The sequence below is a fragment of the Kribbella sp. NPDC051586 genome (assembly GCF_044453965.1).
Classification (GTDB): Bacteria; Actinomycetota; Actinomycetes; order Propionibacteriales; family Kribbellaceae; genus Kribbella.
In genome coordinates this window covers 297,007-320,415 of record NZ_JBITDF010000001.1, presented here as the reverse complement: position 1 = coordinate 320,415, position 23,409 = coordinate 297,007, and the positions used below count along the sequence as shown (strand labels likewise).

Here is a 23,409-nt window from a genome sequence, read left to right as displayed (position 1 = left end):
CCGGGGCGAGCGCGGACTGTGACGGGTGAGTTGGCGATCCGGGCACCACTACCCGTTCGTCGGTACCTGAAAAAGATTTGCGTGGGGACTAGGCGAGCTGAGCGAGAGGCGCTAATCTTTTGCGCAATCTGGTGGGAGGTGGAGTGTGAGGCGTAAAAGATTTTCTCGGCGGGAGGTGTTGGCCGGGGTGGGGGCCGGGCTGGCGGCTGGTGTGGTGCCTGGGTGTGCGGGTGGGGGTGGTGGGCAGTCGGGGGCGCTGCAGGTTTGGGGTGGGGTGCCGGCGGCTTCGGGGCCGGGGGATGTGGTGAAGGCGTTCCAGGCGAAGTTTCCGCAGTACAAGGTGAACTACACGCGGTTCGTGAACGACGACCGCGGCAACCTCAAGCTGGACACCGCGCTGCAGGGTGGCGTCGACATCGATGTCTACTTCACCTATTCGCAGGGTGCGATGGCGTTGCGGGCCGGCTCCGGGCTGGCGGCGGACCTGACCGACCGGGTGAGCGACGATCCGGAGCTGAAGGTCTTCCTCGACACCGAGCAGCCGCGATCGTACATCGACAACGGCAAGGTGAAGGCGCTCGCCACCGCCCGCGAGCCGTTCTTCGTGTTGTTCAACGAGAAGCTCCGGCAGCAGGCCGGCGTCGACCTCCCGCACGCGTGGACGATCGACGAGTTCCGCAGTACGGCGAAGCAGCTGACCACCGGCAAGACCGTCGGCGCGTACACGGTCCCCGACGTCGCAAGGATCGCCCTCGGACCCAACTACTGGTACGACGGCAACCGCAGCAACTTCGGCGACCCGCACTTCGAGCAGGGGTTCCGGCTCGGTCGCGAGATGATCGCCGACGGTACGGCGTTCCCGTGGACCGAGGTACTGGCCCGCCACCTCGACGCGTACCAGCAGAACTCGTTCCTGACCGAGGAGTTCCACCTCTGGTCGACCGCGCCGTTCAACCTGCGCTACCTGTACGACGCGAAGAAGTACCCGCACGACTTCAAGGTCGCGTTCGCCCCGTCGCCGACCGTCGACGGCAAGGACTGGAACGGCGGCTCGTACAGCAACTTCATCATGATCAACCCGAAGTCCCCGAAGTTCGAGGCGGCCTGGGCGTTCGTGAAGTTCTGGCTGACCGAGGGCGCGACGCCGATGCTCAAGGGCGGCAAGCTCCCCGCGCTCGGCAGCGTCACCGACGACCAGGTGATCACCGGCATGCTCGGCAAGGAGCCGGACAAGTACTTCGACCTGGACTCGTTCCGCCGCGTCGTACTCGAGGCGCATCCCAAGCTCGCCACCGACACCCGGCTGACCGGGTTCCCCGAGATCACGCTCGCCGTGAAGCAGCAGCGCGACCTGTGCTGGCTGGGGGAGAAGGATCCGGGCGTCGCGATCCGTGAGGTACGGCGGCTCGCCGACGCCGCGATCGCCCGTAACGAGAGAAGGCCCTGATGGCCACCGCCGCAGTCGCCACCGCCTCGCGGGTCCGGACCGAGAAGGCGCCCGGGATCAAGCCGCGCGGCTGGATCGGGTTCCTGTTCATCGCGCCCAACCTGCTCGGCGTGATCGCGTTCACCCTGATCCCGCTGATCAGTGTGGTCGTGCTCGCGTTCACCGACTGGAACCTGGTGTCCGGTCTCGGCGGCATCACCTTCAACGGCATCGACAACTTCGTCGCGATCGCCCGCGACCCGGGGTTCTGGCACGCGATCGGCCTGACGCTGGTGTACGTCGTGGTGTCCGTCCCGCTCACTGTCGTACTGGGACTCGGCCTCGGCATCGCACTGAACCGCCCACTCCCCGGACGCGCTCTGCTCCGGGCGATCTTCTTCCTCCCGTACATCGTCAACGTGGTCGCGATCGGGATGACCTGGCTGATGTTGATGAACCCGAAGGCCGGCCTGGTCAACCAGGTTCTGGACGCTTTCGGCGTCCAGCCGGGCTGGTTCGCCTCGTCGCACTGGGCGCTGCCCGCGCTGATCGTGATGGCGATCTGGGGCGGCGTCGGGTACTGCTCGCTGATCTACCTGTCCGCGCTGCAGGACGCGCCGCGGCAGCTGTACGAAGCGGCCGATATCGACGGCGCGTCGGCCTGGGCGAAGTTCCGCGTGATCACCTGGCCTTCGTTGCTACCGACAACGATCTTCCTGTTGGTCACGCTGATCATCGGAGCGTCACAGGGCTTCGGCCTGATCGCGCTGATCACCGCCGGCGGTCCGGGCGACTCCACCACGACGATCTCGTACTACATGTACCAGACGGGCTTCCAGTTCTACCGGTTCGGCTACGCGTCGGCGATCGGCTTGGTGACGTTCGTCGGCGTACTCGTCCTGACACTGGTGACCTGGCGGGCGCAGCGAGGAAGGGCCCTCAATGAGTAAGAAGTGGATGTGGGGGATCCCGCTGTGGATCCTCGCGATCGCGTTCCTCGCGCCGTTCGCTTGGATGATCTCGACCGCGCTGAAGCCGGACGTGGACGCGTACAAGATCCCGATGCAGTGGATCCCGAATCCGTTCCAGTGGGACAACTTCAGCACGGTGCTGACCGGGGCAACTTCGGTCCTCCCGGCGTTCGGCCGCTCGGTGTTCGTCGCCGTATTGCGGGTCGCGGGCGAGCTGATCACCGCGACGATGGCCGGCTACGCCTTCGCGCGGATGTCGTTCAAGGGCCGCGACAAGCTGTTCCTGCTGTACCTGGCGACCGCGATCATCCCGGCGCAGTTGCTGCTCGTCCCGCGGTTCATCTACTTCCAGAAGCTCGGCCTGTACGACACGTTGTGGGCGCTGATCCTGCCCGGCATGTTCACCGTCCTCGGGACGTTCCTGATGCGGCAGTTCTTCATCAGCCAGCCGGCCGAGTTCGCCGAGGCCGCCCGGATGGACGGCGCGAACGAGTGGCGCGTGTTCAGCCGCATCTACTTGCCATTGGCAACACCGGTGATGAGTGCGCTCGGCATCCTCGCGTTCGTCTGGTCCTGGAACGACTACGAGACGCCGCTGGTGCTGATCAGCAACCCGGACCGCTACACGCTGCCGCTCAGCCTGACCAATTTCGTCGACGAACAGGGACAGATCGCGCCCGGCCTGACGATGGCCGCCTCGGTGATCTCGATCGTGCCGGTGCTGATCGTGTTCGTCGTCCTGCAACGCCGGTTCATCGCCGCCATGACTCACACAGGGATCAAATGAACAACATCTCAGGTGTCTTTCCGCATCTCGCCCAGATCGGCGACTTCGGTCCGCCGCGCAGCGAGCTCGGCGTCGGTTCGCTGATGCCGTGGAACGGGAAGCTCTACGTCCAGAACTACAACTCCCACAAGGCCCGGTCGGGCGCCGGCGTCAGCCTGCGCCGGATCGACGCCGACCTCTCGATGGAGATCGTCGCCGAGACGCTCGGGGTCGACGGCACGTACACCAACCGGTTCGTGCACTTCCCGACGTCGAAGCTCGTCCTCGGTCCGCACGTGATCGACGAGCACCACAAGATCGTCACGATCCCCGAGCTCCAGCCGTTGCGCGTCTGCGGCACCGCGCGACACCTGACCAAGCCCGACACGCACGTGTACGTGCTCGCGATGGAGGGGGAGCTGCTCGAGCTCGACCTCACGACGTACGAGTGCACGCAGCTCTTCGATCTCAACGAGGAGCTCGGCACCGACGGCGAGATGAAGGTGCACTACAAGGACTGCTACACGTCCTTCGGCCGGCTGGTGGTGTGTTCCAACGAGTACGCCGAGCCCGAGTGGGCCGGCGAGCGGTCGCGCGGCCGGCTGGCGGAGTACGACGGAAGCGCGTGGAAGGTGCTGCGGGAGGATCCGTTCACCGCGATCGGCGGGCGGCACGAGTTCGGCGGGACGATCTTCGCGACCGGGTGGGACCGGGCGTCGGCGATCCTCGAGGTGTTCACCGAGGCCGATCAGAAGTGGACGCGGTACCGGCTGCCGAAGGCGTCGCACTGCTTCGACCACAAGTGGCAGACCGAGTGGCCGCGGATCCGGGAGGTCGAGCACGAGCGGCTGCTGCTCGACCACCACGGGATGTTCTACGAGCTGTCGCCGTGGGCGTACGGCGGTCGGATCTGGGGCGTGCGGCCGATCTCGACGCATCTGTGGGTGCTGGGCGACTTCTGCTCGTGGCGCGGGATGCTGGTCGCCGGGGCGGACAACGCATCGCCGAGTCACGGGCTGAACCCGACCACGGCCGAGCCGCAGTCGGGGTTGTGGTTCGGGAAGACCGACGACCTGTGGAGTTTCGGGAAGCCGGCTGGTTGGGGCGGTCCGTGGTGGGAGACACCGGTCGAGGCCGGGGTGCCGTCGGATCCGTACCTGATGACCGGCTTCGACGGGAAGTGTCTGCACCTGGAGAACTTCGGCGAGGAGGCGATACGGGTGACGCTCGAGATCGACTTCCACGGGCACGGGCGGTTCGGTGCAGTGGAGACGCTGGCGGTCGAACCGGGCCAGATCCGGACGCATGTGTTCCCGCCTGGTTTCAGTGCGCACTGGGTGCGGGTGGTGAGCGACACCGACGGTGTGGCCAGTGCGCAGTTCGTCTATACGTGATGATCACGGGATGGCAGACGACCGGCGCGGTGGGGTGGGGAAGGAATTTCACATGGAGAGAGCTGGTAGCCCGAGTCCGTTGCAGCTGGTCAAGCGGGCTCTGCCCGAGCTGAACGGTGCGATGCAGCGGGTCGCCGAGCACATCCTGGCGAACCCGGACGAGGTCGCGCGCGGGTCGATCACCAAGCTGGCCGAGGTCGCCCAGACCTCGGCCGCGACGGTGACGCGGCTGTCGACGCATCTCGGGTACGCCGGGTACCCGGCGCTGCGGGCCGCGCTGGCCATGGAGGTCGGTCGCGGTCTGGAGGCCGGGTGGGCGAGTGACATCGGGATGGCGATCGGTCCGGCCGATCCGCCCGAACAGGTGCTGAACGTGCTCGCCTCGACCCAGGCCAACGCACTCCGCAATGCGCTTGCCGCCATCGATCTCACCGCGGCCACCCGGGTCGCGGACGCGATCGCCGGCGCGGGCCGTACCCATATCTACGGCGAGTGGGGCGACGCGATCCCGGCCCGGGAGCTGTACATCCGGCTGCTGCGGATCGGGATCCCGGTGTGGTTTTTCGACGGACCGCAGTCGTCGCAGATTGGCGCGGGCCTGCTCGGCGAGGGCGATGTGGCGTTGACCGTCACACGATCTGGGACGGACCGGACCACGCTCGACTTCGTCAAACGCTCCGGGGAGGAAGGCGCTCTGACCGTCGCCATCACCGGGATGGTCGACTCGCCGATCGCGCGGCTGGCCGACATCACCTTCGACACCGGGACGCCGAACGGCGCGAACTGGACCGAGTTCTTCGCCGGGCGCGCGAGCGACGTACTGACGGCCGGCCTGTTGTTCGTCCTGGTTGCGCAGCGGGTGCCCGATCACCTCACCGCCAATCACCCGAACGGGCCCGGGCAGCCCGTCGTCCGTCCGGACGCCGATCTCCATCCCGACACGTTCGTCAATCCTGATACCTGAGAGGTCTTTGAATGCAGCAGCTCGAGGTCCAGACCGATCTGACCGTCGTCGGCGGCGGGCTCGCCGGGATCTGCGCGGCGATCGGCGCCGCGCGGCAGGGGAGCACCGTGGCGCTGGTGCAGAACCGGCCGGTGCTCGGCGGCAACTCGTCCAGTGAGGTGCGGGTGTGGGTGTGCGGGGCGACCGCGCACGGCGTCCAGAGCTTCGCGCGCGAGACCGGCATCATGGGTGAGCTGTTCGTCGAGAACCAGTACCAGAACCCGCTGGGGAATCCGTACTACTGGGATCTCGTGCTGCTGGAAGCAGTCCGGGCCGAGCCGCTGATCACGCTCTACCTGAACACCGACGTACGGTCGGTCGAGGCCGCGGACGGAGAGATCCGCTCGGTGACCGGCTGGCAGATGGGGTCGGAGAAGGAGATCCGGTTCGTCAGCCCGGCCTTCGTCGACTGCTCGGGCGACGGGCTGGTCGGGGTGCTTGCGGGGGCCGAGTACCGGACCGGGCGCGAGCCGCGATCGCTGTACGACGAGTCGTGGGCGCCGGACGTGCCGGACTCGAACACGCTCGGCAGCACGATCCTCTTCTACACCAAGGACGCCGGCGAGCCGGTGCGGTTCGTGCCGCCGTCGTTCGCGCGGGACGTCACCGAGACCGCGATCCCGGACCGCCGGGTGATCCGGACCGACCTGAACGGGTGCGCGTTCTGGTGGATCGAGTGGGGCGGCTCGCTCGATGTCGTCGACGACAACGAGGCGATCCGGGACGAGTTGCAGGCCGTCGTGTACGGGATCTGGGACTACATCAAGAATTCCGGGCGCTTCGACGCGGACAACCTGACGCTCGAGTGGATCGGATCGGTCCCGGGCAAGCGCGAGTACCGGCGGTTCCTCGGCGATCATGTGCTGACCCAGCAGGATGTTTTGCAACAGACCCCGTTCGAGGATCGCGTGGCCTTTGGTGGTTGGTCGATCGACCTGCATCCGCCTGGTGGGGTCTACGCGACCGAGCGCGGATCGAAGCACTGGCATCCGGACGGGAACTATCACATCCCGCTGCGCTCCCTGTACTCGCGGAACGTGCGCAACCTGTGGATGGCCGGGCGCAACATCAGCGCGAGTCACGTAGCGTTCGGTACGACGCGCGTGATGGCGACGTGTGCGCTGCTCGGCGAGGCGGCCGGGGTCGGCGCGTCTGTTGCCGTGCGCAACGAATTGTCTCCGCGGGAGGTGGCGCTCGAGCACTTCGACCTGGTGAAGCGGGCGCTGACCCGCGCCGACTCGTCGGTCCTCGGCGTGATCGACGACGATCCCGCCAACCTTGCGCTGTCTGCCTCCGTCACCGCCTCATCCACCCTCGCGCGGCCGGCTGTCGAGGTGTCGTCCGGGACTCTGCCGTTGACGAGCGACGTCGGCATGGTCATCCCCGTCGACCCGGCCCTTGACGGCTTCGAGCTGCTCGTCGACTCCACCGGTGGCACGCTGACCGTCGAGCTGCACGACCCGGTCAAGCCACAGAACTATCTGCCCGCCGCCCTCATCGACTCCTGCACGATCGAGGTACCCGCCGGCGAGAAGCGCTGGGTCCAGGTCCCGCTGTCGTGGCGGCCGTCCAGGCCGTCCAACGCCTTCATCGTACTGCGGAAGACGCCTGACATCTCGCTCCACACGGCGTCGACCGGGCTCCCCGGGACTGTGCACTTCGCCCATCGCGACCCGACTCCCGACGAGCAATGGACCGAGCAGTTCCGCGCCTGGAAACACATCCTGCCGCGCGGCGGTCTGTGCATCCGCCTCGGCGACACGGCGGCGTACTCGGCCTCGAAGGTGGTCGGCGGCTACTCCCGCCCGTACGGCGGACCCAATCTCTGGTCGTCCGAGGATCTGGCCTGGGACCCGAACCCCTGGGTGGAACTCACCTGGCCTGAGCCGGTCGAACTCTCCGAGGTCGTCGTCATCCTGGACGCCGACGTCCAGGAAGACCTCATCAATCTGCACCACCACCGCACCCCGTTCGAGTCGCTCCCCACGCTGCTCGCCGACTACGCGCTCGAATCGCGTATCGACGGTGGATCCTGGCAGCCCATCGCGACTGTCACCGACAACCACCACCGCACCCAACGACATCAACTGGCCGACCCCACCCAGGCCACCCAGCTGCGTCTGATCGCCCACCGCACCAACGGCGCCTCACGAGCCCACGTCGTCTCGATCCGCGCCTATGGTCAGTAGCGCCAGTCGAGTTCGTGCTCCTGCATCCACTGGGACAACGGATCGGCAGCGCGCGGGGAGGTGGCGGCACCGGTGAGCAGGTCCGCGAGGACCTGGCTGGGTGCGGCGAGGCGGAGTCCGGTGGAGGTCTTGCGCGCGCGGGTGTAGACGACGTCGGCCGCCGGCTCCGCGAGGACGATCGACCCCGTCTTTGCCGGTACCAGCTCCCAGGCGATCGCGGCGGCTTGCGCGTCCGGGGTGTAGATGACTGTCGGCCCGCTGGGAGTCTCCGGGGACCAGTGCCGGGCTGCTTGGGTGCCAGTGAGAGCGTGGCGAATCGGGGTGGTCGGGATGCGATCAAGGACGGGGCGGGCGCCTGGTTTGGTACGCCAGTAGGTCAGGCGGGTGGTGCGGGTGAAGCGGAAGTCCTCGTTCCAGCGGCGTAGCAGGGCAAGCCAGCCCGGGACGGTGACGACCCCGGGGGCACGACGTTCGACGAGTTCCTCTTGCTCGAGCCGGTCGACGATTCGCCGTACGGACTGGGCTGGAACGCCGCTGGTGGTCACCAGGTCGTGCGTCGTCCACAGGCTGCGGAAGTCCAGGAGGGCGCGGATGACCAGTGCGGCCTTGTCTCCGGCGTACGGCGTGGCGGCGGTCGCGTTCATCCGCCTGCCCCGTCGCTCGCCACCTGGATCCCGAGCGGCACGGTCGCGTACGTCGTCCACTCGTACTGGTCGTGGTCGCGGTTGAGCTCGATCAGGGTGACCTCCGTCAGTTCGGTCGTGGCGACCCCGCCGCCGAGAGCGCGCGCCAGCTTCTCGAGCGGCTCCGCGGGCGCGATCTGGTTCCAGTAGCCGAGGGAGACGTGGGGATCGAGCTCTGGCAGCACGGGCACGGAGTCGCGGCCCCAGACGTCGGTGATCGCGGCCCGGAGCTGAGCGCGGAGCCTGCGCATCCGATCAACCGGTGTGACCGGAAGTTGGAGGCTCTCGACATCGACGACCGCGGGGCCGAGCTTGATCTCGAACGGCCGGAAGTGCTCGAGCCGCCGCTGCGTCGCCTCGAGGATCGGCCCGAGATCGGTCTGCGGGACCTTGTCCGTGAACCCGACTCCTTGCAGCGTCAGATGCAGCCACTGCTGAGGAACCGGCGTGATCCCGGGGAGCGCCTCGACCAGTTGCTGGTACGCCGCGTGCACCTCGGTCAGCACGGAGTCCTCCGGAAAGAGGATGTGCCAGGTGTAGAACGATCGCCCGGGCCGCCAGTTGGGCCGCCAATACCAGTGATCGCGGACTTCCTTGATCATGTCTGGTCCTCTCGCATGCGTCGTGCCGTGTAGATACGTCGGGCATCGGCCGCCGTGAACCCGTTGGTCGTCGACCGGGCAGTGAGGTCCGGGCGCTGGGTGAACTCGACGACCCGGTCCCGGAGCAATCGGGTCTTCGCACTCCGCCCGAACGGCGCTGTGAGTGCCGCGACCTCTGCGAGCCGCTGGATCAGTGGGCGAACGCGGTACTCCGGCTGCGTGTCCAGCACCGGCTCGACGGCCTCCAGGGCACCGTCGAGCTCACCGAGGATCAGCCGCGCTTTCGCCTGCTGCAGGCGGGCCATGCGTTCGGATCCGACGTTCCGCAGGGCGTACGGCGCGGCCTCGAACAGGGCGACGCTGTGATCCGCATGCTCCGCCGTCTGGTGCGCCTCGCCGAAGGCCAGGTAGGTGTCGGTCCACAGCCCTCCGGCGCGCTCAGGCGTGCAGACGAAGATGCCGCCTGGTTCGGATCCCGCCTGCCGAACGGTGAGGGTCTGAGCCATTTCGAGCAGCTCGCGGGCCTTGTTCGTCCGGCCTGCCCGGGCGAGGTCGACCGAGGCTGCGCTGGCAAGGAAGAGCCGTGCTGTGCCGGCGGCGTACCGCAGTCCGTCCTCGGCGTACTCCGCCGCGCGGGCGAAGTCGTCCTGCCAGAACGCGGCGGTGTGCTGGGTGGCTCGGATCCAGCCCCGCAGTACGTCGTGATCCGCGGCTTCGGCGCAGGCCCAGGCTGTCCGCGTGTGGCTCTCGGCGATGTCGGGGCGGCCGAGGTCGACGGACATCCAGGCGAGCAGAGTGATGGCCCAGCCGGCGGCCGAGTACAGGTCGCGGGACTGGCGCGGCGACTGATTGCCGGCCAGCAACCCGAAGGCGCGGTCGCGGATCGCCCGGCTGGTGGCGAACAGTTGCCGCGTCGGCGTGCGGAGGTAGGACTGGGTGATGCGCTCGATGTCGGCCTGGAGTTGCTCGACGGTGAGCTCGCCGACGTTGGACTGCTCGGCGAACGACAGCAAGGTGATGGACTCGTCACCCGCGTCGATCAGGTCGTCGTCATGGCCGATCATCGACGGCGGGGCGAGGTCCGGCTCGGTGGCGGAGAGGCCGGACGGCGGGAAGAACCCGAGCTCGTTGTCAAAGGCAACATTCAGGACGTGGCGCAGGCCGGAACGGTAGGCCGCGCCGGGCCAGCGGACGGCGCCGCGTTCCAGCTTGGCGATGTAGTGGCCGTCGAGTTCGTACTTGATCTCGGTGGTGTCCCACAGCCAGGCGCAGATCGCGTCGGCCAGCTCGCCCCGGGACATGTGTTCGCCCGGAGCGCGGCGGGACGGAGTGTGTTCTCGCGCCGTCCGCAACAAGTCGTTGGGCTCTGGCATGGCGGTAACTGTAAGGCGCCGAACACCCTCTGCGACGGGCAAATCGGCCCCTGTGGATGATCTGCCCCGACATGCCCCGATCTGCCCCGGAAACACTGCTGGGAAAGGGTTTTCGGCTCTCGTCGCGTAAGGTTTGTGGCCCCGGACGCCCTCGCCGATGCCGATGAAGCCGCGCTAGACCGCTTGCTGAGCGTGAGCGCGGCGGGGCAGCACGGGGCAACCCGGGGCAGATAGGGGCAGCCCCTCACCACCCACCTGCGTCAGCCACCGGTCCTCCACCCACCCGCGCTCCACCCACCCGCGCTCCACCCACCCGCGCTCCACCCACCCGCGCTCCACCCACCCGCGCTCCACCCACCTGCGCCCCGCTCACCGACGCCGCGGCAACCCCACCTCGCTCCGCAGCCAACCCACCGTTGCAGCCCCTGCGGCCGCGGGGCATTCTGGGGCGGCCCTCGCCGGCCGCCGGCATCAGCCGATGGGCTTCCCTCCGTCCGGCTACCTGCTGTCCGGCGGGGTGGTGGGCAGTGCGGGGCAGAGTCCTGGGTGGTGGATAGGTTTGGTGGATGCCTGAGGAAGCTGTGACGACGTTGCGTGCTGAGTTGGAGCGGTTCGGGCGGGCTGAGGAAGGGTTTGCGCTGCTCGAGGTGTTTCTGGAGGTGGCTCGGCCGTGGTTGGGGGCGGTGGTGCTGGATCCGGTGGGGTTGCACCTGCCGGACGGCATGACTGAGGACCGCGCCGTCGTACAGGGGCTGATCGAGGAGCTCGAGCGGGCGCCGCGGGGGAAGGGCCGGGTTGTGGAGCGCGGGTTCGACATGGCCGATGAGCAGGCGCGGTGGGACTACGTACGGCTCGCGTACAGCTCCAACCAGGCAACGGTGTGGAGCCGACGCGGGCGAACGACGTACTTCGAGGCATCCGGGCGGCACAAGGCGACGTACTGGCTTCCGGACAGCCTCAAGCGCGACTACTTCGAGGCGCTCGGCTCCCGCGGCTGGACCATCCCGCCGGACTGGCTGACCGCGGTCGCCAAGCGCCCCAAGCCGTGGTGGAAACGCGGCGGACGCTAGCCAAGGGCGGGCAGACGGGTCAGGGCCTCGGCGACCGCCGACTGGATCTCGGCGTCGTCCCAGCTGCGGTCGGTCATGGTGTTGGAGAGATAGGCGTCGTACGCCGCCAGGTCGAGGTGGCCGTGGCCGCACAGTGCGGTGAGGATGACCTTCTCCTCGCCGGACTCCTTGCAGCGTTGGGCTTCCTCGATGGCGGCGGCGAGAGCGTGGGTCGGCTCGGGAGCGGGGACGATCCCTTCGGTGCGGGCGAACTGGACGCCGGCGGCGAAGCACTCGGACTGCGGTTTGGCGACCGCCTCGATCTCGCCCGACTCGTACAGGTGGCTGATCAACGGGCTCATCCCGTGGTACCGCAGGCCACCGGCGTGGATCGGGTCGGGGACGAAGTCATGGCCGAGGGTGTGCATCTTCATCAGCGGCGTCATGCCGAGCGTGTCACCGAAGTCGTACGCATAGGTGCCCTGCGTCAGCGACGGGCAGGCCTCGGGCTCGACTGCGCGGATGACCGGCGACATCCGGCCGGCCCACTTCTCCCGCAGGAACGGGAACGCCAGGCCGCCGAAGTTCGACCCGCCGCCGGTGCAGCCGACCAGGAGGTCGGCGGTCTCGCCGACCATCGCGAGCTGGATCAGCGCCTCCTCGCCGATGATGGTCTGGTGCATGAGCACGTGGTTGAGCACGGAGCCGAGCGCGTAGTGCACCTCGGGATCCTGGACCGCGGCCTCGACCGCCTCGCTGATCGCGATCCCGAGTGAACCGGTGGAATCGGGGTGCTCGGCAAGGATCTTCCGCCCGGCTTCGGTCAGGGCCGATGGACTCGGGTGCACGGTCGCGCCGAAGACCTGCATCATCGTCCGGCGGTACGGCTTCTGGTCGTACGACGCGCGCACCTGCCAGACCTCACACTCCAAGCCGTACTGCGCGCAGGCGAACGCGAGGGCCGTCCCCCACTGCCCCGCACCTGTCTCGGTGGTGAGCTTCCGGACGCCGGACTTCGCGTTGTAGTAGGCCTGTGGGACCGCCGTGTTGGGCTTGTGCGATCCCGCCGGCGAGACCCCTTCGTACTTGTAGTAGATCCGCGCCGGGGTATCGAGCGCCTTCTCCAGCCGATGCGCACGGTACAACGGGCTGGGTCGCCACAGCTTGTAGACGTCGAGCACCTCGCCCGGGATATCGACGTACTGCTCCGGTGAGACCTCTTGCATGATGAGGTCCATCGGGAACAACGGCGCCAGATCGTCCGGCCCGATCGGTTGCCCCGTCCCCGGATGTAGCACCGGCGGCGGTGGCGTCGGCAGATCGTGAAGCACGTTGTACCAACGGGTCGGCATCTCGTCTTCCGGCAGCAGGATCTTCGTCGGCGTCATGCCAGCAAAGTTAGGCCCGCCCCAATCCCCGAGCAATGACCTGAACCGGAACTCGACCAGCACTTAATTTGCACAGGTCAACCGCTCGACCGTGCCGCCGGTCCGGACGCGATAGACCACGTCGGACGGCTGCCGGGACTCGAGCGCATCCGGTACGCCGAGCTGCCGCAGCAGCATCCGTCCGATCATCTCGTGTGACACCGCCAACGGCCGCCGTACGCCGGCCCGCTCGATCTCCGCAAGCGCTCGACCAGCCCGTACATCGCCGTCCGCATAACTCTCACCCGCCGGAAAACGGAACCCGTACTTGTCCCGCTCCCGAACCACACGCTGCCCCGGCCAGCCCGCGTCGATCTCAGCCGACGTGAGCCCGGACCACAACCCATGGTCGATCTCCGCCAGATCGTCGAGCACCGTCACAGTCAGGCTGAGCTTCGAGGCGATGATCGAAGCTGTCCGCTGCGCACGGCCGAGCGGGCTCGCGAAGACCGCATCGATGCCCTCGGCCAACAGCAGTTCGGCGTTCCGAGCGGCCTGACGCAGGCCGAGCTCGGTGAGTGGTGAGTCCAGGCGACCTTGGCGGCGGCCGGTCTCGTTCCACTCGGTCTGGCCATGGCGGGCCAGGTGGATGGTCAGGCCGGGACGGCTGCGGGGGTGCCGAGCCACTGGTCTATTTCGGCCAGGAGGGATTTCTGGACCTCGGGTGGGGCGGTGGAGGCGAGGACCGAGCTGCGGGCGAGATCGGCCAGTTCGGGGTCGGTGAAGCCGTGGACGGTGCGGGCGGTTTCGTACTGTTCGGCTAGGCGGGAGCCGAAGAGGAGAGGGTCGTCGGCGCCGAGGGCGATGCGGGCGCCGGCCTCGTAGAGGTCGCGGAGGGGGACGTCCTCGGGGCGGCGGTAGACGCCGAGGGAGACGTTGGAGGCCGGGCAGACCTCCAGCGCGATCTGGGCGTCGACGACGCGCTTCAACAGGTCGGGATCCTCGACGGACCGTACGCCGTGACCGATGCGGCCCGCGCCCAGCTCGTCGAGGCAGGTGCGCACGGTGGCGGGACCGCACAGCTCACCGCCGTGCGGCGCGGCCAGGAGCCCGGCGTGGCGGGCGATGCGGAAGGCCGGCTCGAACTCCGACGTCGTACCGCGGCGCTCGTCGTTGGACAGGCCGAACCCGACCACCCCACGCCCGACGTACTGCGATGCCAGCCGGGCCAGCGTCCGTGCGTCCAGCGGATGGCGGGTCCGGTTCGCGGCGATGATCACCTGGACGGCGATCCCCGTCGACTCCGACGCGTCCCGCGCCGCGTCCAGCACCAGGTCCGTGAACTCCGTGATCCCGTGGAAGCGGTTCGCGTACCCGGACGGATCCACCTGGATCTCCAGCCAGCGCGATCCGTCCGCCCGGTCGTCCTCGGCCGCCTCGCGGACCAGACGCCGTACGTCGTCCTCCGTCCGCAGCACCGAGCGGGCGATGTCGTACAACCGCTGGAACCGGAACCAGCCGCGCTCGTCCGCCGCCGACAACTCCGGCGGCCAATCGGTCCGCAACGCGTCCGGCAGCCGGACCCCGTGCTTGTCTGCCAGCTCGACCAGCGTCAGATGCCGCATCGACCCGGAGAAGTGCAGATGCAGGTGTGTTTTCGGCAGCACCCGCAGATCCCGCTGCGTCATTACCGAAGGTTACCGAGGCCCTACCCGCCCGGCGAAATCCGGCCGCAGATCCGCCGGCGACATCCGGTCAGCCGAGGAGCTTGGCGATCCGGCCGAGGCCCTCGGCCAGGTCGTCGTCGCCGAGCGCATAGGACAGTCGCAGGTACCCCGGCGCGCCGAACGCCTCACCCGGCACCACCGCCACCTCGACCTCATCCAGGATCAGGTCGGCGAGCTCGGAGGACGTGGTCGGCGTACGACCGTGGATCTCCTTGCCGAGGACGCCCTTGACCGACGGGTACGCGTAGAACGCTCCGGTCGGCTCCGGGCACTCGACGCCGGGGATGTCGTTGAGCATCCGGACCATGGTCCGCCGACGCCGGTCGAACGCCCGCTTCATCTCGTCGACCGCGCTCAGGTCACCGGAGACGGCGGCGAGCGCGGCCCGCTGGGCGACGTTGCAGACATTCGAGGTCTGGTGCGACTGCAGGTTCGTCGCGGCCTTGATCACGTCCTTCGGACCGATCATCCAGCCGACCCGCCAGCCGGTCATCGCGTACGTCTTGGCGACACCGTTCAGTACGACGGTCTTGTCGGCCAGCTCCGGTACGGCGACCGGGATCGACGTCGCCTTCGCGTCGCCGTACGTGAGGTGCTCGTAGATCTCGTCGGTGATCACCCACAGGTCGTGCTCGAGGGCCCAGCGGCCGATCGCCTCGGGGCTGTCGACCGCGCCGGTCGGGTTGCTCGGCGAGCAGAACAACAGCGCCTTGGTCTTCCCGGTCCGGGCCGCCTCGAGCTGCTCGACGGTGACGCAGTAGTTCTGCGACTCGTCCGCGAGCACCTCGACCGGTACGCCACCGGCCAGACGGATGGTCTCCGGGTACGTCGTCCAGTACGGCGCCGGCAGCAGGACCTCGTCGCCCGGGTCGAGGAGCGTGGCGAACGCGTTGTACACCGCGTGCTTGCCGCCGTTCGTGACCAGGACCTGCGATGCCTCGACCTCGTAGCCGGAGTCGCGCCTCGTCTTGTCGGCGATCGCCTGCTTGAGCTCCGGCAGGCCGCCGGCCGGGGTGTAACGGTGGTTCTTCGGGTCCCGCGCGGCCTCGACCGCGGCCTCGACGATGTAGTCCGGAGTCGGGAAGTCCGGCTCGCCCGCGCCGAACCCGATGACCGGGCGCCCGGCCGCCTTGAGCGCCTTCGCCTTGGCGTCGACCGCCAGCGTCGCCGATTCACTGATGGCGCCGATCCGCGCCGAGATCCTGGAACCCATGCGGCCATCCTGGCACCCGCTCCGACCGCCCGCCGCGCGGTATCACCAGGTGACGTGGATCCCCAGGCCATCACAACCGGCGGTTTGCGATCGGCCCGGGCGGGCACGGCCCCGGGCGGGCCGATTGTGATGGCCTGGGGATCCGGGAACACGCGGGGGGTGCGGTCCGTTGGGACCGGGTGGAGGCTGTATGGTTCTGGTCGCGGTGCGGCGCCCGGGTAAGGGGTCGTTCGGGTGGAGCCTCAGTTCGACCAGGTGGCTCAGACCCCGTACACTCTTCTAGTCCGGGCGTTGGTGGCCCTGATCCGGCATGCCTGAGATCAGGTTCGACGCGGCGTCCGGATGGATTGCAGAGGGCACTAGCTCAACTGGCAGAGCATCGGTCTCCAAAACCGAAGGTTGGGGGTTCAAGTCCCTCGTGCCCTGCAAATCCTGACCGGCGCAGGGCCGGTCAGGCCGCCGCTAGCGAAAGAGGTAGGTCGTGACGGAGACGCGCACCCCGGCACCGTCCGGCGCCGGCAAGCCTGCGGAAGGCAAGCAGCGCCGTGGACTGGTGCGCTTCTACCGCGAGGTGGTCGCCGAGCTCCGCAAAGTCGTCTGGCCGACCCGCAAGCAGCTCTCCACCTACTTCGTGGTCGTGCTGACCTTCGTGGTGTTCGTCATCGCGATCGTCTCGGTCCTCGACCTCGCCTTCGGCTGGGCGATGTTCAAGATCTTCGGCTGAGGTTCGCCGAACGACCCACCGCAGGCCCGACCCGAAGCAGACAGACCCCGATCCAGATGACGGAGTACGACGTGTCCGAGCGCGACGACGAGATCCTCGACAACGAGGACGAGTTCGACGTATCCGACTCCGACGACGACCTCGAGGTCGACTTCGACGAGAACGCCACCGACGATGACCTGTTCGGTGACGACGACGACGATGACGACCCGTTCGCGGACCTCGACGACGAGGACAGCGACGAGGACGTGGTCGACGAAGAGTCCGACAACGAGTACGCCGCCGACGACGAGTCGGAGGTGCCCCCGGCCGACGCCGACACGTCCGACGACGAGCCGGTCGTCGTGGTCGCTGCCGCCGACGAGGCCGAGGACGCCGAGGTGGTGACCGAGGAGGACGTCGAGGACGCCGCCGAGGAACTGGCCGAGGAGACCGCCGAGACCGCGCCGCTGACGACCACCGAGCCGCCCGTCGCGGCCGACGACGTAGTCTTCTCCAGCGGCGAGACCGACGACGCGGACGACGACGCCGACACCGAGGCGCTGGCAGCAGCCGCCGCCGCTGCGGAGGCCGACGCCGCAGAGGCCGAGCCGGAGGAGCCGGGCGATCCGCTCGAGGAGCTTCGCAGCCGGCTGCGCTCGCAGATCGGCGACTGGTACGTCGTACACACGTACTCAGGGATGGAGAACCGGGTCAAGGGCAACCTCGAGAACCGGATCAACTCCCTGAACATGGAGGACTACATCTTCGAGATCATCGTGCCGACCGAAGAGGTCGCCGAGATCAAGAACGGTCAGCGCCGGATGGTCAAGCGCACCGTCCTCCCCGGCTACGTGCTGGTCCGGATGGACCTGACCGACGAGTCCTGGTCGACCGTGCGGCACACGCCGTCGGTGACCGGCTTCGTCGGGAACAGCCAGAAGCCGGTCCCGCTCAGCCTTGAAGAGGTTGAGAAGATGCTCGCTCCGGCCGTCGTGGCGGCGGCCGAAGCGGCGGCAGCCGAAGCTGGCGCCGCACCCGCCAAGACCGCGGCCAAGAAGAAGGTCGAGGTCGCCGACTTCGGTGTCGGAGACTCGGTCATGGTGGTCGACGGGCCGTTCGCGACCCTGCACGCCACAGTCACGGAGATCAATGCCGAGGCCCAGCGGATCAAGGCCCTGGTGGAGATCTTCGGCCGGGAGACCCCGGTGGAACTCAGCTTCAACCAGATCCAGAAAGTCTAAGGACCCGACAGAATGCCTCCCAAGAAGAAGATCGCTGCCCTGGTCAAGGTGCAGCTCCAGGCCGGTGCCGCGACGCCGGCGCCGCCGGTCGGTACCGCGCTCGGTCCGCACGGCGTCAACATCATGGAGTTCTGCAAGGCGTACAACGCCCAGACCGAATCCATGCGCGGAAACGTCGTACCGGTCGAGATCACGATCTACGAAGACCGTTCCTTCACCTTCATCACCAAGACGCCGCCGGCGCCGGAGATGATCAAGAAGGCCGCGGGTCTGCAGAAGGGCTCCGCCGTTCCGCAGCGCGACAAGGTCGGCAAGATCACCCGCGACCAGGTCCGCGAGATCGCGACCACCAAGATGCCGGACCTCAACGCCCGCGACATCGACGCTGCCATGAAGATCATCGAGGGTACGGCGCGCTCCATGGGCGTCACCGTCGACGGCTGACCGGCACCTACTTTCATCACGCAGTTGTGGCAGGGCGAAGCGCCGCCCGGGAGACCACACCCCAGAGAGGAACATCAGTAATGGCACAGCGCAGCAAGGCTTACCGCGCCGCCGCGGACAAGATCGACTTCGATCACCTGTACACGCCGCTCGAGGCGATCCGGCTGGCCAAGGAGTCTGCCGGCACCAAGAAGTTCAACTCGACCGTGGACGTCGCGATGCGTCTCGGGGTCGACCCCCGCAAGGCCGACCAGATGGTGCGCGGCACCGTCAACCTTCCGCACGGCACTGGCAAGACGGCACGGGTCCTCGTCTTCGCCACCGGTGAGAAGGCCGAGCAGGCGAAGGCCGCCGGCGCCGACTTCGTGGGCGACGACGACATGATCAAGAAGGTGACCGACGGCTGGCTCGACTTCGACGCCGTCGTCGCGACCCCTGACCTGATGGGCAAGGTCGGCCGTCTCGGCCGCGTCCTCGGCCCGCGTGGTCTGATGCCGAACCCGAAGACCGGCACCGTTACGCCGGACGTGGTGAAGGCCGTGAACGACATCAAGGGCGGCAAGATCGAGTTCCGGGTCGACCGGCACGCGAACCTGCACTTCATCATCGGCAAGGCGTCGTTCGACGAGGCCCAGCTGGTGGAGAACTACAGCGCCGCGCTCGACGAGATCCTCCGCCTCAAGCCGGCCAGCTCCAAGGGCCGCTACATCAAGAAGACCGTCTTCTCGACCACGATGGGACCGGGCGTACAGGTTGACCCCAACCTGTCCCGCAACCTCTCCGAGGACTCGGTAGAGGCCTGAAGCCTCACCTCTTCGCCAGCAATGCCCCCGGAATCTCCGGGGGCATTGCTGTTTCCCGTACTTCCGCGTCGTACCACCGCTCCGAGGTTAGTTCGTGAGGGTGGTTACCAGGTCCGGGGTTAGGGAGGACGGGGTGGGGTGGCCGATTAGACGGAGGGTGTGGGCCAGTTCTGCGGTTAGGTCGGTCAGGAGGCGGGTTACGGCGGGGGAGGAGCCTGCGGTCAGGGCCCAGAGGGCCGGGCGGCCGATGAAGGCTGCTCGGGCGCCCAGGGCGAGGGCGGCGAGGATGTGTTCGCCGCGGCGGATGCCGCCGTCGACGTACACCTCGACTCCGGTGCCGGCTACGGCTTCGGCGACCTCGGGCAGGGCCTGGGCGGTCGGGATCGAGGCGTCGAGCTGTCGGCCGCCGTGGTTCGACACGATGATCCCGGCGGCGCCGGCGTCCGCGCAGCGTTTCGCGTCGTCGCCGCGCAGTACGCCCTTCACGACCACGGGCAGACCGGTGCGCTCGGCCAGCCAGCCGATCACGTCGGGGTTCAGGTCGTCGGCCTTGTCGAGGTCCTCGTCGGTCCACTCGCCTTCAGGCAGGTTGGCGAGGAACTGTCCGGGTTCCGCCAGGTCCCAGACCGTCTCGCCGTCGTCTTCCTTCCGGCCGACCACCGGGGTGTCGACGGTGAGCACGACCGCTCGCGCGCCGGCTTCGACCGCGGCGTCGAGCATCCGATGGGTGATCTCGCGGTTCCGCAGGATGTAGAGCTGCAGCCACCACGGGGCCCCGGTCGCGCCGAGCTCGGCGAACTTCGTGCCCGCGTTGCTGGAGATCCCGAGCAGGGACTTCGCCGCGCCGACCCCGCGCGCCATCGCCAGCTCGCCGTCCGGATCGGCCATCCGGTGCATCGTCGACGGCGAGACCAGGATCGGCGAGTCGACGGGCACGCCGAGCACGGTCGTCCTCAGGTCGATCCTGGAGACGTCGTTCAGTACATGCGGGCGGAACCGGTACGCGGACCAGGCCGCGGTCGCCTCCCCCACACTCACGCCCCCGGCTGAGCCCTGCCGGAAATACCGGTGGACGGCCTCCGGGAGCTTCTCGGCGGCCGCGGCTTCCAGGGTGTCGATCCATCGCATGCGGCCCATCGTCGCACTCGTCCCGTCGGTGGTGCGATGAAATTTCGAGGGCGCCCCTGGTGCGAGGGCGGTACAGTTGACGGCATGACGCAGTACGGGCGGCGATTTCTGCGCCCCGGCCGGCACGACGGTGCCGACGGGGTGAGCTGCTGCTGCGCTCTCTCCTGAGGTGACCGCGGCCGACCGGGGTGGACCCCCGTTCGAGACCGTCATCCTGGAGAGAAACCCATGTCTGTCCTCACTGCTGAAGAACTCAACGCTGCCCTGGCGCTCCGCGACCTCACCGATCCGGCGCAGGGGGCACACTCCGTCCAGCTGATCGTCGACTCGATCCGTACGTCGCTCGGCGCGGCCTGGCCGTACACCGAGATCTGGACCCGCCGCGACCATCCCGTGGTACCGCTGGCGGACAACTACGACAACCTCGGCTACGCGACCGGCGCCGTGACCCGCGAAGCCCGCTACACGCGCTACGTCTCGGAGACCGAGGTACTGCGAAGCCACACGTCCGCGATGATCCCGCCCGCGCTTCGTGAGCTCGCGAAGTCGGACGTGTCCGATGTGCTGATGATCTGCGCGGGCATCTGCTACCGCCGGGACTCGGTCGACTGGCAGCACACCGGGACCCCGCACCAGCTCGATCTGTGGCGGATCAGCCGCAACGTGACGCTGGGCGAGCCGGAGCTGGAGGAGATGATCGCCCGCCTGGTCGACACGATCCTTCCCGGTCAGACCTACCGCACCGTGCCGGCGGTCCATCCGTACACGATCCACGGCCGCCAGATCGACGTACTGCTGGACGATCAGTGGATCGAGATCGGTGAGTGCGGGGTCGCGGCTCCGCACGTACTCCGCATGGCCGGTCTGGACGAGAGCTGGACCGGACTGGCGATGGGGCCCGGTCTCGACCGGCTCCTCATGCTCCGCAAGGGGATCCGCGACATCCGCCTGCTCAGATCGACGGAGTCACGCGTAGCGAGCCAGATGCTGGATCTCTCGCCGTACAAGCCGGTCTCGTCCATGCCGCCGGTACGACGCGACCTGTCCGTCGTGGTCGGAGCGGAGGCCGACGTGTCGGCGGAGGTGCTTGGTGACAAGGTCCGTGCCGCGCTCGGCGCGGACGCCGATGCGGCGGAGTCGCTGGAGGTGCTGGGCGAAACGTCGTACGACGACTTGCCGACGGGTGCCCGTGAACGCCTCCAGCTGACCCCGGGTCAACGCAATCTGCTGGTCAGGCTGGTCCTGAGGCCGGTGGACCGCACGCTGACCGACGCGGAAGCCAACTCCCTGCGGGACAAGGTGTACCGGGCTCTGCACGAAGGTCCGGTGATGGAACTCATCGCCTCTTGAGCTCGCGGGCCGCGACCACGAACGCGCACACGGCCAGGGGCAGCTCCAGCAGCAACGCCTCGGTCAGCGAGAGGGTGCGATCGAAGCCGGCCGACGCAGTACTGACGTCGAACCAGGCGTCGGCCGTCAGGAGCGTGCCGGCGGCCATCGCGCTCAGAGCGGCGTACCTGTTGCGCTTGTGCAGCAGGTACGCCGTGAGGCCCGCGGCGATCGCGGTGCCACAGTCGAGCCCGATCCAGGTGAGTTTCCAATGGCCAGCCTGGTAGGTGCTCGGCAGCGTGGCCGCGAGGATCAGGCACCACGGAAGCAACACCGCTGCAACGCCTGCAGCGACAAACGCGGCCAGACCCTGAGGGGATCGGCGTGGTCGGATCAGGCCGTCCAGCCGGCCCTCGGCGATGTAGTCCTCGAGGGCGTCGGCCACCCGGTCGTCGATCGCGTCGCCGAGCTTGCCGTCCAGGGCGTCAGCGACCGGGGCGGCGGGGTGGGGAAGGTGTTTGTACGGCCTGTTACCGAGTGTCGTCGTCATGTCTTCGAGCATCCCGGCGGCCCCCGCCCGGCACAGTCCGGTCAGCCCACGAACCGGGGTGGGGATAACCCCCGGTGAGCTCGGTGGGATGTCCTCATACCGGCTGCCCGTCCCGACGACGTAGGTTGTGACGGCACGCAGGCGCTGATACGGGGAGGTGGTCCGGATGACGGTTGTGGCGAGTCCGGTTCCCCGGGCACCGTGGCGGCTGTGGCGTTCGCCGTACTTGTGGTTGGCAACGATCCATCTGCTCGGTGATGCGGTGGTCGTGCTCACGTCCGGCCTGCTGGTCCTGCTGACCGTCACGGTCGCCGTCGTCGCCTGGCCGCTGGCGTACGTCGGCATCCCGCTGACCGTCGGCGCAAACCGGTTCGTCTACTCTGTGGCCGGCTGGGAGCTGGCCCGGGCGCGGATCACCCGCGGGCAGCAGATCCGGCCGTTGGTGCCGCCGCTGCCGACCGGTTCGCGGATCGCGGACGCGCGGGAGGCGCGGGTGGACCAGGGACTGTGGCGGCAGTTCCTGTACTACGTCCTGCTGTTGCCGCTAGCAATGATCTGGATCGCGCTGATCGTGGTCGCCTGGTCGATCCCGCCGGTGCTGATCGCGTTGCCGGCGTACTACTCGCACTTCGCCGCGTCGCAGGCGCAGCTCGGGCCGTTCGTGGTCGACTCGGTCACGAAGGCATCGGTGGTGGCGGTCATCGCGGCGATCTTCCTACTGTTCGCCTCGCCCTGGCTGATCCGCGCGGCGTCGGCCCTGGATGCGGAGCTCGCGCGGTCGCTGCTCGGCCGGTCCGAGACCGGCGCCTTGGCGGAGCGCGTCTCCCAGCTGGTGACGAGCCGGCAGCAGGTGGTCGACTCGGTCGAGGCCGAGCGGCGGCGGATGGAGCGTGACCTGCACGACGGTGCGCAGCAGCGGCTCGTGTCGCTGGCGATGACACTCGGGCGGGCCAAGAACCGGTTGGGGGACAAGGAGCCCGCGGTGCGTTCGCTGATCGAGGAGGCGCACTCCGAGGCGATGCAGGCGATCGCCGAGATCCGTGATCTGACCCGAGGTCTGCATCCCCCGGTGCTGAGCGACCGCGGTCTGGACGCGGCGTTGTCGGCTGTCGCGGCCCGGTCGCCGGTGCCGGTCCGGCTGAGTGTCGACGTACACCCGCGGCCGTCGCTGACGATCGAGTCGATCGCGTACTTCGTGGTGACGGAAGCGTTGGCCAACGTCGCCAAACATGCTGACGCGGCTCAGGCGGAGGTGCACGTGGCGCGGGTCGGTGACGTACTGCGGGTCGAGGTCAGTGACGACGGGCAGGGTGGTGCCGATCCGGCGAAGGGGAGCGGGTTGCGCGGACTGGCCGACCGGGTGGCCGGTGTTGACGGACGACTCACTGTGGACAGTCCGCTCGCCGGCGGGACCACGCTGATCGCGGAGGTGCCGTGTGGTTGAG

General features: G+C 68.3%; 22 protein-coding genes and 1 tRNA gene. 14 read left to right on the top strand and 9 right to left on the bottom strand.

The window, feature by feature from the left end; translation table 11 throughout:
* Positions 1-274: 274 nt before the first annotated feature.
* Genes ACIA58_RS01610 through ACIA58_RS01585 form a run of 6 tightly spaced genes read left to right on the top strand, consistent with a single transcriptional unit; the run spans position 275 to position 7,749 of the window.
* Positions 275-1,447 carry an ABC transporter substrate-binding protein gene (locus tag ACIA58_RS01610; RefSeq protein WP_396401646.1) on the top strand — a complete coding sequence of 391 codons (1,173 nt, stop codon included), beginning with the start codon at positions 275-277 and terminating at the stop codon, positions 1,445-1,447.
* Complete coding sequence (locus tag ACIA58_RS01605) at positions 1,447-2,376, top strand: carbohydrate ABC transporter permease (protein WP_396401645.1); 930 nt, start codon at positions 1,447-1,449, stop codon at positions 2,374-2,376. Before ACIA58_RS01610 ends, ACIA58_RS01605 begins: the two co-directional genes overlap by 1 nt.
* A complete protein-coding gene (locus ACIA58_RS01600; RefSeq protein WP_396401644.1) occupies positions 2,369-3,184 on the top strand; it encodes a carbohydrate ABC transporter permease in 816 nt (271 codons plus the stop codon). Before ACIA58_RS01605 ends, ACIA58_RS01600 begins: the two co-directional genes overlap by 8 nt.
* Complete coding sequence (locus ACIA58_RS01595; protein ID WP_396401643.1) at positions 3,181-4,557, top strand: hypothetical protein; 1,377 nt, start codon at positions 3,181-3,183, stop codon at positions 4,555-4,557. The genes ACIA58_RS01600 and ACIA58_RS01595 overlap by 4 nt, the downstream gene beginning before the upstream one ends.
* 52 nt (positions 4,558-4,609) lie before the next feature.
* On the top strand, positions 4,610-5,521 hold the full coding sequence (locus ACIA58_RS01590) for a MurR/RpiR family transcriptional regulator (RefSeq protein WP_396401642.1): 912 nt from the start codon (positions 4,610-4,612) through the stop codon (positions 5,519-5,521).
* Between the two features lie 11 nt (positions 5,522-5,532).
* Positions 5,533-7,749 carry an FAD-dependent oxidoreductase gene (locus ACIA58_RS01585; protein ID WP_396401641.1) on the top strand — a complete coding sequence of 739 codons (2,217 nt, stop codon included), beginning with the start codon at positions 5,533-5,535 and terminating at the stop codon, positions 7,747-7,749.
* Here ACIA58_RS01585 and ACIA58_RS01580 read toward each other — a convergent pair.
* Genes ACIA58_RS01580 through ACIA58_RS01570 form a run of 3 tightly spaced genes read right to left on the bottom strand, consistent with a single transcriptional unit; the run spans position 7,743 to position 10,407 of the window.
* The gene (locus ACIA58_RS01580; RefSeq protein WP_396401640.1) at positions 7,743-8,393 is read right to left on the bottom strand and encodes a MarR family transcriptional regulator; all 651 of its coding nucleotides are present in this window, start codon (positions 8,391-8,393) and stop codon (positions 7,743-7,745) included. The genes ACIA58_RS01585 and ACIA58_RS01580 overlap by 7 nt on opposite strands.
* The gene (locus tag ACIA58_RS01575) at positions 8,390-9,034 is read right to left on the bottom strand and encodes a 2'-5' RNA ligase family protein (protein WP_396401639.1); all 645 of its coding nucleotides are present in this window, start codon (positions 9,032-9,034) and stop codon (positions 8,390-8,392) included. The genes ACIA58_RS01580 and ACIA58_RS01575 overlap by 4 nt, the downstream gene beginning before the upstream one ends.
* On the bottom strand, positions 9,031-10,407 hold the full coding sequence (locus tag ACIA58_RS01570) for a hypothetical protein (protein ID WP_396401638.1): 1,377 nt from the start codon (positions 10,405-10,407) through the stop codon (positions 9,031-9,033). The genes ACIA58_RS01575 and ACIA58_RS01570 overlap by 4 nt, the downstream gene beginning before the upstream one ends.
* Positions 10,408-10,973: 566 nt before the next feature.
* Here ACIA58_RS01570 and ACIA58_RS01565 point away from each other — a divergent pair.
* Entirely contained in the window at positions 10,974-11,477 is a 504-nt protein-coding gene (locus ACIA58_RS01565; protein WP_396401637.1) for a hypothetical protein, read from the top strand.
* On the opposite strand, the gene ACIA58_RS01560 is transcribed toward ACIA58_RS01565, so the two are convergent.
* The 4 genes from ACIA58_RS01560 to ACIA58_RS01545 form a co-directional block, all read right to left on the bottom strand.
* Entirely contained in the window at positions 11,474-12,844 is a 1,371-nt protein-coding gene (locus tag ACIA58_RS01560; protein WP_396401636.1) for a TrpB-like pyridoxal phosphate-dependent enzyme, read from the bottom strand. The genes ACIA58_RS01565 and ACIA58_RS01560 overlap by 4 nt on opposite strands.
* 63 nt (positions 12,845-12,907) lie before the next feature.
* On the bottom strand, positions 12,908-13,510 hold the full coding sequence (locus tag ACIA58_RS01555; RefSeq protein WP_396401635.1) for a histidine phosphatase family protein: 603 nt from the start codon (positions 13,508-13,510) through the stop codon (positions 12,908-12,910).
* Positions 13,477-14,511, bottom strand: coding sequence for an adenosine deaminase (locus tag ACIA58_RS01550; RefSeq protein WP_396401634.1), 1,035 nt, complete (start codon positions 14,509-14,511; stop codon positions 13,477-13,479). The genes ACIA58_RS01555 and ACIA58_RS01550 overlap by 34 nt, the downstream gene beginning before the upstream one ends.
* 67 nt (positions 14,512-14,578) lie before the next feature.
* Positions 14,579-15,763, bottom strand: a complete 1,185-nt coding sequence (locus tag ACIA58_RS01545; RefSeq protein ID WP_396401633.1) for a pyridoxal phosphate-dependent aminotransferase — start codon at positions 15,761-15,763, stop codon at positions 14,579-14,581.
* A gap of 353 nt (positions 15,764-16,116) precedes the next feature.
* Here ACIA58_RS01545 and ACIA58_RS01540 point away from each other — a divergent pair.
* The 5 genes from ACIA58_RS01540 to rplA all read left to right on the top strand — a co-directional run bounded on the left by ACIA58_RS01540 (position 16,117) and on the right by rplA (position 18,957).
* A tRNA-Trp gene (locus ACIA58_RS01540) sits at positions 16,117-16,189 on the top strand.
* 55 nt (positions 16,190-16,244) lie between these two features.
* Positions 16,245-16,487: a preprotein translocase subunit SecE gene (secE, locus tag ACIA58_RS01535; RefSeq protein ID WP_134107100.1), complete on the top strand. Its 243-nt coding sequence runs from the start codon at positions 16,245-16,247 to the stop codon at positions 16,485-16,487.
* Positions 16,488-16,786: 299 nt separating this feature from the next.
* Positions 16,787-17,710 carry a transcription termination/antitermination protein NusG gene (nusG, locus tag ACIA58_RS01530; RefSeq protein WP_396403292.1) on the top strand — a complete coding sequence of 308 codons (924 nt, stop codon included), beginning with the start codon at positions 16,787-16,789 and terminating at the stop codon, positions 17,708-17,710.
* Positions 17,711-17,722: 12 nt separating this feature from the next.
* Positions 17,723-18,154, top strand: coding sequence for a 50S ribosomal protein L11 (gene rplK, locus ACIA58_RS01525; RefSeq protein WP_396401632.1), 432 nt, complete (start codon positions 17,723-17,725; stop codon positions 18,152-18,154).
* Positions 18,155-18,234: 80 nt separating this feature from the next.
* A complete protein-coding gene (gene rplA / locus ACIA58_RS01520; protein WP_396401631.1) occupies positions 18,235-18,957 on the top strand; it encodes a 50S ribosomal protein L1 in 723 nt (240 codons plus the stop codon).
* Between the two features lie 87 nt (positions 18,958-19,044).
* Here the strand turns inward: rplA and ACIA58_RS01515 are convergent, their stop codons facing one another.
* Positions 19,045-20,085 (bottom strand): alpha-hydroxy-acid oxidizing protein, encoded by a 1,041-nt coding sequence (locus ACIA58_RS01515; protein WP_396401630.1) that lies wholly within the window; start codon positions 20,083-20,085, stop codon positions 19,045-19,047.
* Positions 20,086-20,313: 228 nt separating this feature from the next.
* Here ACIA58_RS01515 and ACIA58_RS01510 point away from each other — a divergent pair, with 228 nt between their 5' ends.
* On the top strand, positions 20,314-21,435 hold the full coding sequence (locus ACIA58_RS01510; protein WP_396401629.1) for a hypothetical protein: 1,122 nt from the start codon (positions 20,314-20,316) through the stop codon (positions 21,433-21,435).
* Here ACIA58_RS01510 and ACIA58_RS01505 read toward each other — a convergent pair.
* Positions 21,422-21,964: a hypothetical protein gene (locus ACIA58_RS01505; RefSeq protein ID WP_396401628.1), complete on the bottom strand. Its 543-nt coding sequence runs from the start codon at positions 21,962-21,964 to the stop codon at positions 21,422-21,424. The genes ACIA58_RS01510 and ACIA58_RS01505 overlap by 14 nt on opposite strands.
* 166 nt (positions 21,965-22,130) lie before the next feature.
* Here ACIA58_RS01505 and ACIA58_RS01500 point away from each other — a divergent pair, with 166 nt between their 5' ends.
* Positions 22,131-23,408 (top strand): sensor histidine kinase, encoded by a 1,278-nt coding sequence (locus ACIA58_RS01500; protein ID WP_396401627.1) that lies wholly within the window; start codon positions 22,131-22,133, stop codon positions 23,406-23,408.
* Position 23,409: the final 1 nt, after the last annotated feature.